Origin of the sequence: Clostridium thermobutyricum DSM 4928, assembly GCF_002050515.1 — a bacterium.
GTDB lineage: Bacteria > Bacillota > Clostridia > Clostridiales > Clostridiaceae > Clostridium > Clostridium thermobutyricum.
The window spans coordinates 72614-87723 of sequence record NZ_LTAY01000048.1; the positions used below are offsets into that span (position 1 = coordinate 72614).

Sequence of the window (15110 nt, forward strand, 5' to 3'; positions counted from 1 at the left end):
ATGTCTTTTTATATTTAAGAACTATTTTATTTGAAAAATTTAATCTATGAATAATAAAAATATATTTTATTATTAGCTTTCTTGAAATTTAGGAATTCCAAATGTAAATGTATCATTTGAATTATAAAGATAGCTATATTGTTTTATTAATTCTCCAAGTGTTTGAGCATATTGTATATCACTAGAATATTGATGCCACATTTGGTCATTAGTTCCATTTATATATCTTATTTCATATGGAGTAACCTGTTTAACTTCATTATATAAATAATCATCATGTAGCATTTTAGCTCCACCTTCAATTGCATCTGCAGGAGTAAACCATCCATGATTGTAAGCATAAGTTAATGCATAATTAGGATCAGAATTATAAGCTCCTATTCCAAAGAAATTATAAACTGTTACAGGTTTTGAAAGTTTTTCATTAGTAATTTTTATGATTTTACCTTCTTTATTTTTTGTAATATGTTGTATTGAATCAATAGTTATACCATTAGCAAAATTACTGTGTCCATGATTAGTTTCTAATATTGATTGTGATAAAAGGTATATAGGATCCATTCCATATTTTTTTGCGGCATTTACGAATGCTTGTCCTTGTCCTTTAAATACTCCCATATTTTCTAAAGCTGCATTAAGTTCATCAACATTAACATTTCTAAATTTATTAATTTCTAAAAATTCAAACATTGTATCAGCTGCTTTAGGATTTATGGCTGTACTTAATTGTTTAGAATAAGATTCAAGTTGTGATTTTGTTAATTTATTTCCATGAATCGCATCAAATTCTTTTAATTCACCAGCTACATATTTTTTCATTGTATTTGGATAATTAGCATTTACTGTAATAGTATTTGCTTTATTTGCTACTGATTTTGCAGTTGGAATATTAGCTCCATTAGTATTTACGAAGTCAGGTCTGATATATCCTACACTTCCTCCAAATTCTATTTCATACCATCCATTAATTCTACTAATTACTTGAACAATATTACCTTTTTTTACAAGCCCTAAAATAGATTCATAAGAAGGATTAGTAGAAGGTGCACTTCTTACTGTAGCTGTGTTTGGAATAACAACAGCAGAATAAGTTGGTATTATTTGTCCAGGCATTATTTTTGGAGTATTATTAACTGGTTTAACAACTGGAGAAGTTTTATGAGTATCAGGCTTAACTTCAGGTTTAACCTCTGGAGAAGTTTTATGAGTATCAGGCTTAACTTCAGGTTTAACCTCTGGAGAAGTTTTATGAGTATCAGGTTTAACTTCAGGCTTTACCTCTGGAGAAGTTTTGTGAGACTCAGGTTTAACTTCAGGTTTTACTTCTGGAGTAGATTTATGAGTATCAGGTTTAACTTCAGGCTTTACCTCTGGAGAAGTTTTGTGAGACTCAGGTTTAACTTCAGGTTTAACCTCTGGAGAAGTTTTATGAGTATCAGGTTTAACTTCAGGCTTTACCTCTGGAGAAGTTTTGTGAGACTCAGGTTTAACTTCAGGAGAAGTTTTATGAGTATCAGGTTTAACTTCAGGTTTAACTTCTGGAGTAGATTTATGAGTATCAGGTTTAACCTCAGGTTTAACTTCAGGAGAAGTTTTATGAGTATCAGGTTTAACTTCAGGTTTAACCTCTGGAGAAGTTTTATGAGTATCAGGCTTAACTTCAGGTTTAACCTCTGGAGAAGTTTTATGAGTATCAGGTTTAACTTCAGGCTTTACCTCTGGAGAAGTTTTGTGAGACTCAGGTTTAACTTCAGGTTTAACTTCTGGAGTAGATTTATGAGTATCAGGTTTAACTTCAGGTTTAACCTCTGGAGAAGTTTTATGAGTATCAGGTTTAACCTCAGGTTTTACTTCAGGAGAAGTTTTATGAGACTCAGGTTTAACTTCAGGTTTTATAATTGGAGTAGGATTATTAGTATTAGAATTTATTTCAGTTTTAACATTTGGAGATTGTTGAATAACTCCAGGTTGAGATTGATTAGAATTATATGAAGGAGTTATTTTTACTTCAGGATTTACTATTTGTCCTTTTGAGCTATTTATTGTTGAATCTATTTTTTGATTTGATTGTTGGAAATTTTGAGTTGATGTGTTTACAAATCCATTTTGAACAAAATCTCCAAAAACGAAACCAGTGTAGCCATTTACACTAACTTTTAGCCATTGACCTTGTCTTCCAATAACATTTAAATTAGTTCCTTCTTTTAAATTAGTTATAATTGAAGAATTTGCGGAAGCTTCACTTCTTAGATGTAAATCAGTAGTAACATGAATTACATGTTCTTGTTCATTAAGAGTAATTAATTTATCTTGTTCATCATTTTGTACAATTAATAAATCATTTTTATTTACAGTTCCAATTAATCCGAATTCAGTAACTACATTATAAGTGTTCCCATTATGACTTTGGATTACAGCCATATCATAAGCATTAGCATAACCTACAATTTTTCCATTATTCATAATAGCTACTCTTCTAGTTATAACAGCTTTTTGTAAATGAACGTTTGATTGTTCTTGATTATATATATTTATATTATTAAGAGTGTTTGCATGTGAAATAATAGTTGGAGCAGCACTTATAGTTGAAACAGCCACACCAGCTAGGAAAATAAGTTTTGTTATTTTTCTTTTATTCATTATAAATCTCCTTTTTAATAATGTTAATTTAATAATTAAAATAAATTATAATATATAAATATTTCGAACCTAGAAGCTAGTTATTAAAATTATGTTAATTTAGAATAAAATGGAACAAATAATAAAATATGAAAAAATTAAAACTTAAAGTAAATAAAATTTTAATAATTAGTTAAATTGTATATAGATATATTTATAAATAGCAATATAACTAGGTTTTAAGTAGTTTTATATAAATTGACAATAGAAAATATTATGATATTATAAAAATATAGTTTGCATACAAACTATTTTGTATTTACATAATTATATTTAAAAAATATGTTATATAAAATTTAAGTTAAAAGAGTGGAAGTGAAAATTATGTATGAGCATAATGAAAAGAATAATATAGGATTTGAAATAGCAATGATTATAAAAGAAATAGATTCAAAAATTTATAGTGCTATTTTAAATGAATTAAAAGATGAAAAGTTAACACCACAACAAATAATTATACTAAAACATTTAGGACATAAAGGTGAAATGACTGTATCAGAAATATGTACAAGTATGAGTTTAAGTAAAGGTACTGTTTCAGGAATTTTAAATAGGATGGAAAAGCAAAATTATATAAGAAAGATTAAATATGAAAATGATAAGAGAAATACTTATATAAATTTTACAGAAGAAGGAATAGAGTTAGCGAAAAAGGTAATGGTGAATTTTAATAGAGGATTTAATAAAATATTTAAAGATATAGATATAGAGCAATTAGAAGAAACAAAAGAAAATTTATTAAGTTTTATACAAAAGATTAAGGAGAGTGAATAATATGAAACTATTATTACCAGCAATAATTTTTATTACATTAGCATTAGTATTTTATACAATAGGTGTATGGGGAGAATTTTTATCAAAAACATTAAAGAAAAAGCATGTAATTATATTTTGGTTAGGTCTTATATGTGATACATTAGGTACAACTACAATGAGTATGATAGCTTCTTCAGGGACTGATAAAGTTACAACTCCAACAGAGCTTTTAATTCATCAAACAACAGGAATGCTTGCAATAATATTAATGCTTATACATGCTATATGGGCAACTTGGGTTTATAATAAAGGAAGCGAAAGAGCAAAAAGAGTTTTCCATAAATTTAGTATAGTAGTTTGGGTAATTTGGTTAATACCTTACTTCATAGGAATGTATATAGGAATGCATTCTTAATATTAAGGGAGTCTTGCAATTAAATTTGCAAGACTTTTTTATTATAAAATTTATGAAAAGTCTACATTACAAAATAAAATTTATGCATAAATTTATTTAGTCATAAATATTATTTACTAGGAGGTGAACATGATGAAGTATTTATCAGGAAAAACAGGATGTTATGATTCATATGAGTTTGCAAAAAATATATTAGGAAAAGTAGGAGAATTAAAAGAATTTACAGCATTTTATTCAGAAAAAACTCCTTATTATCAAGACTTTGGAATAGATAAAGCATATTATAATTTTATAATAAAAGATGAAGAAGGAAATGAAGTTTGGTTTGATACTAATTGTGGTTATGGTGGAACAAGTCCAAGCTGTACTGAAAAAATTCTTCAATTATTTGGTGCAAGAGATGAATATGGAATTGATAAAGAAAAAATAATTCATAAGATAAATGTGAATTTAAATCATGATATAAACATATTAGTTTTAAGTCAAAACAGATATAAAACTATAGATAAGAATAAAGAAATAATGTTTATTAAGGTAAAACCTAATAGTGCAAAATGTAGATATAATTTAATAAAAGGATTAGAGAATATAGGAACTTTTGAGCAATATAATAAAAAATATAAAGATTATGAAGAATATTTTGAAGAAACCTTTAAAGATAAGAGCTTAGGAGATTATAGAACTAATAATCTTTTTTATATAAGTAGATATTTAAAAGAATTTAGTAGAGAAGAACTAGAAAAAATATTTAGAACTATTATAGTTAAAAATGCTGGTGAAGCAGTAGAGCTAGATATAAAAATTATTCAGAAAGTGTAATTATATAGAAAGTTTTTATTCAAAATAAAATTCTGTTTTTAGAGATTGTTTGATTATAAAAAACAATTTAATAAAACAGAATTTAATATAATATATACATAATAAAATAACTGTATATTGGTATAAAAAATTTTTCCTTTGCATATAATAAATTATATAAGAATACATATAAGACCACTTTGGTGAGCTAGTTATGCTAAACATAGCTTGTTTTCCAGAGTGGTCTTCTTATTTATTTTAAGTTAACAAATAAATGTTAATATATTTTTTTTAAAATGGTACTTTAAAAATTCATGTTATAATATTATTTAAAAAGGCAATAACAAATATATAGAACTGGGGGAATGAAAAGGAGAAATATAAATGAAAAATTCTAAATTAATAAATATATTAAAATTTGTTATATTTTTAATAATAATAGGAATAGGAATTTTTATTTTGATAAAGAATAGAGAGTTCTTAATGCATTTAAAAGTAAGCGAAATAATAAGCTTTGCAGAATCTAAAAATACAAAATTCTATGCAATATTAATAACACTTATTATATTTACTATTAAACCAATTTTTATAATAATACCTAGTAGTATAATTGCAATTGCAAATGGGCTTATATTTGGACCATTTGAAGGTTTTTTAGTAACAATGATAGGAAATTTTATATCATCAACAATAGGTTTCTTTTTAGCAAGAATATTAGGAAAAGATTTTGTTCAAGGAATATTAGGAAAAAAATTCAGAAATTTTGAATCTAATATAGAGAAAAAACAATTTTTAATAATGATGTCTTTAAGAATGATACCTGTAATTCCATTAGACCCTATAAGTTATGCATGTGGGCTTTCTAAAGTTTCATATAAGAAATTTATATCAGCAACTTTAATAGGAGTGTCTCCAGAAACAATATGTTATTCTATACTAGGAGAAAATTTTGATAAGCCATTTTCACCACAATTTATAATACCAGTTGCAATATTAATAATAGCTTTATTATTTTCAAGCAAAATAATAAAGAAAATACAAGATTAAATATTAAGCTCTAAGAAAAGCTATGTGATTTAGCATATTTTTTCTTAGAGCTATAGTTTTTTTATCTTTCAAAATTGTAAGATAACTGAAAGTTAAATCGATACTAGAAATATAAAAAAGAGATTAAAATAAACACATAAGATAAAGAAAACGGAGGAAATAAAAAATGACTACTATTTTAGATGTTAGAGATGTTGAAAAATTTTATGGAAATAAAAAAAATGTAACTAAAGCTTTAAAGGGGGTTAGCTTTCAATTAGAAGAGGGAGATTTCGTTGGAATAATGGGAGCTTCTGGTTCAGGTAAAACAACTCTTTTAAATTGTATATCTACAATTGATACTATAACTACTGGAAAAATTGTTTTAGAAGGAAGAGATATAACAAGATTAAAAGGAAAAGAGTTAGAAAAATTTAGAGGAGAAAAACTTGGATTTATATTTCAAGACTATAATCTTTTAGATACTTTAACTATGAGAGAAAATATAGCATTAGCACTTACTATAAAAGGAGAAAAAGCTTCAAGTATAGATGAAAAAATAGAAGAAACTGCAAAAAGACTTGGAATTTATGAAATACTTAATAAATATCCTTATGAAGTTTCTGGAGGACAAAAGCAAAGAGTTGCTTGTGCAAGAGCAATAGTAAAGAAGCCTTCACTTATTTTAGCTGATGAGCCAACAGGTGCATTAGATTCTAAATCAGCAAGAGCATTACTTGAAAGCTTTGAAGAGGTAAATAAAGAATTAAAATCAACAATTCTTATGGTAACACATGATCCATTTACAGCAAGTTATGCAAATAGAATAATATTTATAAAAGACGGAAAACTTTTCACAGAAGTAAATAGAGGAACTTCAACAAGAAAAGAATTCTTTGAAAGAATAATTGAAGTAGTAACATTATTAGGAGGTGACACAGCAAATGAACTTTAAGCTAGCCTTAAAAAATGTACGAAAAAGCTTAAAGGATTATGCTATATACTTCTTAACTTTAAGCTTTGCTGTGTGTATATTTTATGCATTTAACTCAATAGGAGCACAAAGTAAAATATTAAATTCAGGTAATAATGGTGAGACAGTTAAAGCCATAGGAGAGGTAATAGGATACATATCAGTTTTTGTTTCAGTAGTACTAGGATGTCTTATTATATATGCAAATAACTTCTTGATAAAAAGAAGAAAAAGAGAACTTGGACTTTATATGAGTCTTGGAATGGGAAAAAGAAAGATATCAACAATTCTTGTTTTAGAAGAGTTAATAATAGGAGTTTTTTCTCTTATTTGTGGATTAATTGGTGGAATAGTATTATCACAACTTTTAGGAGTACTTACTACAAAACTTTTTGGAGTATCAATAAAAAACTTTAAATTAGTATTTTCAGCAAATGCAATGGTAAAATCAATTGTTTATTTTGGGATAATATTTGTTTTAGTAATGTTATTTAATGTAATAGTAGTTTCAAGATATAAACTTATTGATTTACTTACAGCACATAAAAAGAATGAAAAAATAAAAGTAAAAAGCCCAGTTTTAGCAGGTATTATATTTATAATATCACTAATTGTAATTGGTGTTGCATATTATTTTGTAATAAAAGCAGGATTCAATCCTCATGATTCTAGATTTATTATGTCTATTGTACTTGGAATTGTTGGAACATTACTTTTCTTCTATGGATTGACAGGCTTTATAGTTTTATTACTTCAAAGAACTAAAAATGTGTATTATAAGAGATTAAACATATTTACTATAAGACAAATGAATAGCAAAATAAATACAAATTTCATTTCAATGTCAGTTATATGTTTAATGATTTTTATAACAGTAAGTTTAATCACTGTATCAGTTGGATTTAAAAATCAGAATATAAGTCAATATACACCTTTTAGTGCAACAATAGCTACTAGTGATAGTGTAAAAGGTTTTAATTTAGAGCAAGGATTAAAATCTGTTGGATTTAAATTACCAGAAGGTAGTCAAATGAATTATTTTTCAACAAAAACTATTAAAGGCGTTACATATCAAAGTGAATTTTCAAAATATGCAGATTCAACTTTAAAATCATCATATTTATGGAAATCATATAATGGTAGTTCAGCTTCAATAGATTTTATAAGTTTAACAGATTATAATAATAATCTAAAGTTACTAGGAAAAGATCCTATTACTTTAAATAATAATCAAGTATTAATAACTTCTAATTCAAGTTTTATGTCAAAAACATTATCAAATTTCTTTAAGGATAATGGAAAACTAAAAATAAATAACAAAGAGTATTCCCCTAAAGAAGATAAGACAATTGAAGAAAACTTAGTAACTAATCAAGGACCAACTAATTTTCTTACTGTTGTAGTAAATGATAATGTTCTAGCTAATGCAGAAATAGATTATCAATATATAAATATAAATTACAATAAAAACAATATTAAAGAATCAGAAAAATATTTAACAAATTTATTTGGAAAATTTGGAGATATTGATATAAAAAATCCACATGGAAAAAATGATAAAGATAATGTTTTAGCGTTTTTATCAACAAAAATTGGAGTACTAGATCAACAAAGTAGTATAACAACAATGATACTATATATTGCACTATATATTGGAGCTATATTCTTAGTATCAAGTGCAGCTGTTTTAGCACTTCAACAACTTTCAGAAGCTAGTGATAGTTATGATAGATATAAAGCTTTAAGAAAAATTGGAGCGAGTGACAAGCAAATAAATAAAAGTATATTTACTCAAACATTAGCATACTTTGGATTACCACTTGTATTAGCACTTGTACATGCAGGAGTGGGAATATACGTATCAAATGGACTTATAGAGATGTTAGGAAAATCAAGTATACTTACAGCATCTTTATGGACAATGGTTTGTATAGTAATAATATACTTAGGATATTTTATAGTAACTTATTTAGGATATAAAAATATAGTAAAAGAAAGATAATGACACCCTTATAGTCTAATGGACTATTTAATAAATATAAAATTTAATACATTCAATCTCAAATATTTTGTTTTAATAACTCCTTTATAATTTTATAAAGGAGTTATTTTTATTTTAAATAAGTAGATAGATGAGATTTAAATTTATTTTTAAAAGTAAAATTATTATTTTTATAAAGTGAAAAATTATGAGAGATAATAAAAGTTACCTCTTTTTTTATTTTAAAAAGTAAATTGACTTTATTTTTATAGTGAGTTACAATTTATTTTAATAGTAACTAAGGAGGAAAAGAAAATGAAATTAATAGATAAAACAGCTATTATTACAGGAGGATCTAGTGGAATTGGATTAGAAACTGCTAGACTTTTTAATAAAGAAGGTGCAAAAGTAATTATAACTGGAAGAAATGAAGAGAAGCTTGAAAAAGCTAAAAATTTAATTGGAGAAAATGTTATTACTTTTAAAATGGATGTAGCAAAAGTTGAAGATATATATAAATTAAAAAAATTTTTATTAGAAGAAAATATAAAACTTGATATTTTATTTGGAAATGCAGGAATGTCTGAATGTCCTTCTATTTTTGAAACAGATGAGAAATTTTTTGATGAAATTATAAATACAAATTTAAAAAGTAATTTTTTTATTTTCACAAATTTATTTGAATTATTAAATGATAATTCATCAGTAATATTCACTTCTTCTGTTTCACATGATATGGGAGTACCAGGAGATCCATTATATTCAGCTTCAAAAGCTGCTTTAAGAAGTTTAGTAAGAACATTTGCTGCTGATGAATCAGTTCTTAACAAAAAAATTAGGGTTAATGCAATAAGTCCTGGTCCTATTAAAACACCATTAACTGAACAAGATAATAAAGAAATGCAAAAATTAATTGATGAATATATAGAAAATACTGTTCCAATGAAAAGATGGGGAGAAGCAGAAGAAGTTGCTAAAGCAGTTTTATTTTTAGCATCAGATGATTCATCATATATGACAGCAAGTGAAATAAGAGTTGATGGAGGACTTAGTGAAATTTAAAATAAGATAGGATGTTTAATATCAAAATATAAATTATAACTTTTAAATATAGAGGTAATAATTTAATAGAAAATAGATTTTGTAATTAATAAGAAAAAATTTATATTGATATATATTTTTTTGAGAGTAAAATAGAATAAAAAGGAGATGATATTATGTTTTTTATTGGTATATTTGGAACATCATTTAAAGAGAAAATAATAAAAATTTTAAATTCAATACCTTGTAAAAGTTGCAATTGGAATACAAGTGGAAAACTAATAAAAAAATATAGTTATTTTCATTTCTTTTTTATTCCTATTTTTAAATATGGAATAGAATATTATGTAGTATGCAATAGATGTAATTCAATTTATAGAATATCTAAGGAAAAAGGGTTAGCTTTAGAAAGAGGCGAGATAACTGAGTTAAAGGCTTATGATTTAGAGTATTTAGGAAAAGAAAATAATTATAATAGTAATAATTATGAGAGAAACAATGGGTTTAATAGTGAATTTAATTTAAAAAGCAAATGCCCTAAGTGTGGAGCACTTGTAGATGAAAAATTTACTTATTGCCCTGAATGTGGAGAAAAATTAAAATAAAAAAGATTGCTTTTAATATTGCAATCTTTTTTTATTTTAGTTTAAAAATATAATTTTAAAGCAAGTAATATATATAATTGAGGTTTGTTATATCATATTCAAAAATAGGTATTCATTGACAAAAAATTCAAGGTGTGATATAAATTAATTATGCAATTAGCACTCAACTGATGAGAGTGCTAACAAAAGGGTTTATTTTGAAAGGAGATGTTTAAATTGGAAAAGAAACAATTTAAAGCAGAATCAAAAAGATTATTAGATATTGTTATTAACTCTATCTATACAAATAGAGAAATATTTTTAAGAGAGTTAATTTCAAATGCTAGTGATGCAATTGATAAAATTTACTACAAAACTTTAAGTGATAGTTCTTTAACATTTAACAAAGGAGACTATTTTATTAAGCTTATACCAAACATGGAAGAAAGAACTCTTACTATAAGAGATACTGGAATAGGTATGACAGAAGCTGAACTTGAAGAAAATCTTGGAGTTATTGCAAAAAGTGGTTCTTTACAATTTAAGAATGAAAATGAATTAAAAGATGGATATGATATTATCGGACAATTCGGAGTTGGATTCTATTCTGCATTTTTAGTTGCAGACCATGTTAAAGTTATTACAAAAGCTTTTGGAGGAGATAAAGCATTTGTTTGGGAATCTGATGGAGTAGATGGGTATACAATTTCAGAAGGTGAAAAAGATTCATTTGGAACAGATATAGTTCTTCACTTAAAAGAAAATACAGAAGATGAAAACTTTGATGAATATCTAAATGAGTATAAATTAAGAAGTTTAATTAAGAAATATTCAGATTTCATAAGATATCCTATTAAGCTTGATGCTAAGAAATCAAGACTTAAAGAAGGTTCAGAAGATGAATATGAAGAGTATATAGAAGAAGAAACAATAAACAGTATGGTACCTCTTTGGAGAAAAAATAAGAAAGAGCTTACTGATGAAGATTATAATAATTTCTATTTTGAAAAAAGATTTGGTTTTGATAAACCATTAAAACATATACACATAAGTGTTGATGGAATGATAAGTTATAATTCAATTATGTTTATTCCTGAAAACACTCCTTATGATTATTACACAAAAGAATATAAAAAAGGATTAGAACTATATTCAAACGGTGTATTAATAATGGAAAAATGTGAAGAATTACTTCCTGATTATTTCGGATTTGTAAAAGGAATTGTTGATTCTCAGGATCTTTCATTAAATATATCAAGAGAATTATTACAACATGATAGACAATTAAAGAGAATTGCTAAAAATATAAAAAATAAAATAAAAAATGAGCTTGAATCTATGATTAAAAATGATAGAGAAGCTTATGAAAAATTCTATAAATCATTTGGTAGACAGCTTAAATATGGTGTTTATGATGACTTTGGTGCAAATAAAGATGATTTAAAGGATTTAATAATGTTCTATTCATCTAAAGAAAAGAAAATGGTAACTTTAAATGAATATATTGAAAGAATGCCAGAAGATCAAAAATATATTTACTATGCTTCAGGTGAATCAAATGATAGAATTGAAAAAATGCCACAAACTGAAATGGTTCTAGATAAAGGCTATGAAATTCTTTATTTTACAGAAGATATAGATGAATTTGCTATAAAAATACTTCAAAGCTATAAAGAAAAAGAATTTAAATCAGTTTCAGCAGGTGATTTAGGAATAGAAAATAAAGAAGAAGAAACTAAAGCAAATGAAGAAAATAAAGATTTATTTACTGGAATCAAGGAAGCTTTAGGTGGAAAAGTTAAGGAAGTTAGAGCATCTTCAAAATTAAAGAAATATCCTGTATGTCTTTCAGCTGAAGGCGAACTTTCAATCGAAATGGAAAAAATATTAAACTCAATGCCTAATAATGAAGGAGTTAAATCAGAAAAAGTATTAGAAATAAATACAAATCACGAAGTATTTACTTCATTAAAGAATGCTTATACTGGAGATAAAGATAAATTCAATCTTTATGTTAACTTATTATATAATCAAGCACTTCTTATGGAAGGATTAAGCATAGAAGATCCAACTGAATTTGCAAATGATATTTGTAAATTAATGAAATAATGTTTAAAGATTCTTATAATATTTAAATATATTATAAGAATCTTTTTTTTTGATTAAAAAAAATAGAATTAAATTGGTTATAAGTAAAAAAATTTTTTTTACATAAATTATTATTTTTAGAGAAAAAATAATAAAAATTGTTTCAAATAAAATAAAAAATAAAAGTAAACATATACATATACTTAAAAAGTAAAAAGTAGAAAAAGGTAGTAAAAAAGTTTATAAAAATTTATTTTTAATTAACATTATATTCTTTGAGTTAAAAGTTTGTTGAGATATATAATAAGGTGTAGGTAAAATAAAATGTAAGCTTTAACGAATTAATAATTAAGAGATATTTTAAATTTAATCTAAAAAGCTAAAACACAAAAAAATAATGATAGGAGGATAAAAATGGACAGTAAGATAGCTAAGATGATAAGTGCTTCTAAACTAAAAGTTGTTCTAGAAAGTGTTATCGTAGGAATTGGAGTTGGACTATTAGTTTCACTATATAGACTTGTTTTAAAATACGTATTAAAGTATACCTACTTGACATATAATTTCATTGGAAGACATATTCTTTACATAATTATAGGTCTAATAGTACTTGCTATAGTTGGTATTATTGTGGGACTGATGGTTAAAGATGAGTCTATGATTAGTGGAAGTGGTATTCCGCAAATCGAAGGTATTTTAACAGGATATTTTAAAGCACCATCACCTGTAAAAGTAGTTTTGTATAAATTCGTAGGTGGAGTTTTAGCAATTGGAAGTGGATTATCATTAGGAATAGAAGGACCATCTATTCAATTAGGGGCAAGTATAGGTCACATATTTGGTAATATAACAAAAAGACTTAAGCTAGAAAAAAGATTTTTGATTTCAAGTGGAGCCGGAGCTGGGCTTGCAGCGGCGTTTAATGCGCCATTTGCGGGAGCTTTATTCGTACTTGAAGAAGTACATAAGAAATTTACTCCAATGCTATTTGTATCTGCAATAGCAGCTGCTGTTTCATCAGATGCCATTACTTGGATTTTCTTTGGCAAAGGTCAAATATTAGAAGCACATGTACTATCAACAGTACCTTTTAGATATTATGGATACTTAGTAATCTTAGGAATAATTGTAGGATGCGCAGGAGCTTTTTATAATTTTTCATTAGTAAAAACTATGGGACTTTATAAAAAGATAAAATTACCAATTCAATTTAGAATGATTATTCCATTTGTATGTGCAATGTTTTTTGGTATTTTTATACCACAAGTTTTAGGTGGAGGAGAAGACTTAATTGATAACGTATTAAACGGAAGAGTTGTACTAACATTTGCAATTATATTATTAATAGCTAAATTTATATTCTCAATGATAAGTTTCTGTTCTGGTACACCAGGGGGAATTCTTTTCCCACTATTAACTTTAGGTTCATTAGTTGGAGTAATTTTTGGTGAAATATCAATACAATTCTTTGGATTAGACAGAATGTATTTAATGAATATTATTCTTTTTGCGATGGCAGGAATGTTCTCTTCTATAGTAAGAGCACCATTAACTGGATTAATGCTTGTTTGTGAAATGAGTGGATCATTTACTCAATTTGGACCAATAATTCTTGTATGTGGAGTATCTTATTTAGTAGCTGAATTATTAAGAAGTGAACCAGTATACGAATCATTATTTAAAATGAGACTTCATTCAATGGAACCGAAAGAAAAGAGCGAAGAATATGCTAAAGAAAATAAAGGTGAAGTTGTTGTTTCTTATATAGTAGGTATGGGTTCAGATATAGCTGGTAAGAAGTTAAAAGAAATTAACTTAGGAAAAAATGTATTAATAATTTCTATTGAAAGAGAAGGAGAAATATTAATACCTAATGGAGAGACTGTAATAATGGCAGGTGACACGATAAGCACCTTAGCTAGTGAAAATAAAGAAATTCAACTAAGAGAAAGATTAGAAGAACTTTGTGAATGTGATTTATAAATTATAAAAAAGCTATCCAATAAAATTTGGGTAGCTTTTTTATTTTGCTAAATTAAAAATTTATTTATATAACTTAAAAAGTTGATATAGAAATAATAGATAAATAATGTACAATTTATATATTTAATAAATATTAGATATTATTTTGAGATAAATTATTGAAAAATAAAAATTAAAGGATTATATTCGAATAAATAGATGAAAGTTAGAAAGAGAGGAAATTAAATGAAAGATATGGACAAGTTTATAAGTTATTTAACAGGAAAATTTGATAATCATGAACAAATAGAAAGCGAAGAGAAAAACGGAAATATAGTGCATCCTAAATCAAAGCATTCAGCTTATGTTTTTAATGATAAAATAGAAAATTTACCTAATGACTTTAAAGACTATTTTATAATAGAAGAAGGATATTATGAAATGGGAGAGATGAAACAAGATATACATCATATCTTTAAGCTTTCAAAAAATGAAAATGGAAATTTAATATTAGAATCATATGAAATTTCTAATTTAGATGATAATGAATTAAAGAATTATAATAATATAAATATTAAATTTGAAGATTTAAAAGAATCACATAAATTTACTCCAATAGAATATATTTTTAAAGATAATGCATTTGAGGGAATATCAATTAGTAATCTTCCTGATGATGTAACTTTAGAAATAAAACAAAGAGTTGAAAAAGATGCTCTAATGGTAAGTGAAATTTTAAGAAAAGATGGAAAAATAACTTTTGGTCTTGAAGAGCCTATAATATATAAAAGAATTAAATAATAGGAA

12 protein-coding genes are annotated in these 15110 nt (G+C 25.5%); 11 read left to right on the forward strand and 1 reads right to left on the reverse strand.

Annotated elements, in window-relative coordinates; all coding sequences use genetic code 11:
- Window positions 1–72: 72 nt before the first annotated feature.
- Window positions 73–2640: an SH3 domain-containing protein gene (locus tag CLTHE_RS09495; protein ID WP_080023112.1), complete on the reverse strand. Its 2568-nt coding sequence runs from the start codon at window positions 2638–2640 to the stop codon at window positions 73–75.
- A gap of 363 nt (window positions 2641–3003) precedes the next feature.
- Here CLTHE_RS09495 and CLTHE_RS09500 point away from each other — a divergent pair, with 363 nt between their 5' ends.
- The 11 genes from CLTHE_RS09500 (at window position 3004) to CLTHE_RS09550 (ending at window position 15104) form a co-directional block, all read left to right on the forward strand.
- Window positions 3004–3453, forward strand: coding sequence for a MarR family winged helix-turn-helix transcriptional regulator (locus CLTHE_RS09500; protein ID WP_080023113.1), 450 nt, complete (start codon window positions 3004–3006; stop codon window positions 3451–3453).
- Window position 3454: 1 nt separating this feature from the next.
- Entirely contained in the window at window positions 3455–3850 is a 396-nt protein-coding gene (locus CLTHE_RS09505) for an HsmA family protein (protein ID WP_080023114.1), read from the forward strand.
- Between the two features lie 129 nt (window positions 3851–3979).
- Window positions 3980–4669 (forward strand): hypothetical protein, encoded by a 690-nt coding sequence (locus tag CLTHE_RS09510; protein WP_143324059.1) that lies wholly within the window; start codon window positions 3980–3982, stop codon window positions 4667–4669.
- A 363-nt stretch (window positions 4670–5032) separates the two neighbouring features.
- Window positions 5033–5695: a TVP38/TMEM64 family protein gene (locus CLTHE_RS09515; protein WP_080023116.1), complete on the forward strand. Its 663-nt coding sequence runs from the start codon at window positions 5033–5035 to the stop codon at window positions 5693–5695.
- 166 nt (window positions 5696–5861) lie between these two features.
- On the forward strand, window positions 5862–6629 hold the full coding sequence (locus tag CLTHE_RS09520; protein WP_080023117.1) for an ABC transporter ATP-binding protein: 768 nt from the start codon (window positions 5862–5864) through the stop codon (window positions 6627–6629).
- Window positions 6619–8649: an ABC transporter permease gene (locus tag CLTHE_RS09525; RefSeq protein WP_080023118.1), complete on the forward strand. Its 2031-nt coding sequence runs from the start codon at window positions 6619–6621 to the stop codon at window positions 8647–8649. Before CLTHE_RS09520 ends, CLTHE_RS09525 begins: the two co-directional genes overlap by 11 nt.
- A 294-nt stretch (window positions 8650–8943) precedes the next feature.
- A complete protein-coding gene (locus CLTHE_RS09530; protein ID WP_080023119.1) occupies window positions 8944–9690 on the forward strand; it encodes an SDR family oxidoreductase in 747 nt (248 codons plus the stop codon).
- Window positions 9691–9845: 155 nt separating this feature from the next.
- A complete protein-coding gene (locus CLTHE_RS09535) occupies window positions 9846–10274 on the forward strand; it encodes a zinc ribbon domain-containing protein (protein ID WP_080023120.1) in 429 nt (142 codons plus the stop codon).
- A gap of 216 nt (window positions 10275–10490) precedes the next feature.
- On the forward strand, window positions 10491–12362 hold the full coding sequence (gene htpG, locus CLTHE_RS09540; RefSeq protein ID WP_080023121.1) for a molecular chaperone HtpG: 1872 nt from the start codon (window positions 10491–10493) through the stop codon (window positions 12360–12362).
- Between the two features lie 393 nt (window positions 12363–12755).
- Window positions 12756–14324, forward strand: coding sequence for a ClC family H(+)/Cl(-) exchange transporter (locus tag CLTHE_RS09545; protein ID WP_080023122.1), 1569 nt, complete (start codon window positions 12756–12758; stop codon window positions 14322–14324).
- A gap of 225 nt (window positions 14325–14549) precedes the next feature.
- A complete protein-coding gene (locus CLTHE_RS09550) occupies window positions 14550–15104 on the forward strand; it encodes a hypothetical protein (protein ID WP_080023123.1) in 555 nt (184 codons plus the stop codon).
- Window positions 15105–15110: the final 6 nt, after the last annotated feature.

Excerpts from the sequence above, each read along its gene's own strand:
- CLTHE_RS09495 (WP_080023112.1), bottom strand. The coding sequence starts at position 2,640 with ATGAATAAAAGAAAAATAACAAAACTTATTTTCCTAGCTGGTGTGGCT.
- CLTHE_RS09500 (WP_080023113.1), top strand. The coding sequence starts at position 3,004 with ATGTATGAGCATAATGAAAAGAATAATATAGGATTTGAAATAGCAATG.
- CLTHE_RS09505 (WP_080023114.1), top strand. The coding sequence starts at position 3,455 with ATGAAACTATTATTACCAGCAATAATTTTTATTACATTAGCATTAGTA.
- CLTHE_RS09510 (WP_143324059.1), top strand. The coding sequence starts at position 3,980 with ATGATGAAGTATTTATCAGGAAAAACAGGATGTTATGATTCATATGAG.
- CLTHE_RS09515 (WP_080023116.1), top strand. The coding sequence starts at position 5,033 with ATGAAAAATTCTAAATTAATAAATATATTAAAATTTGTTATATTTTTA.
- CLTHE_RS09520 (WP_080023117.1), top strand. The coding sequence starts at position 5,862 with ATGACTACTATTTTAGATGTTAGAGATGTTGAAAAATTTTATGGAAAT.
- CLTHE_RS09525 (WP_080023118.1), top strand. The coding sequence starts at position 6,619 with ATGAACTTTAAGCTAGCCTTAAAAAATGTACGAAAAAGCTTAAAGGAT.
- CLTHE_RS09530 (WP_080023119.1), top strand. The coding sequence starts at position 8,944 with ATGAAATTAATAGATAAAACAGCTATTATTACAGGAGGATCTAGTGGA.
- CLTHE_RS09535 (WP_080023120.1), top strand. The coding sequence starts at position 9,846 with ATGTTTTTTATTGGTATATTTGGAACATCATTTAAAGAGAAAATAATA.
- CLTHE_RS09545 (WP_080023122.1), top strand. The coding sequence starts at position 12,756 with ATGGACAGTAAGATAGCTAAGATGATAAGTGCTTCTAAACTAAAAGTT.
- CLTHE_RS09550 (WP_080023123.1), top strand. The coding sequence starts at position 14,550 with ATGAAAGATATGGACAAGTTTATAAGTTATTTAACAGGAAAATTTGAT.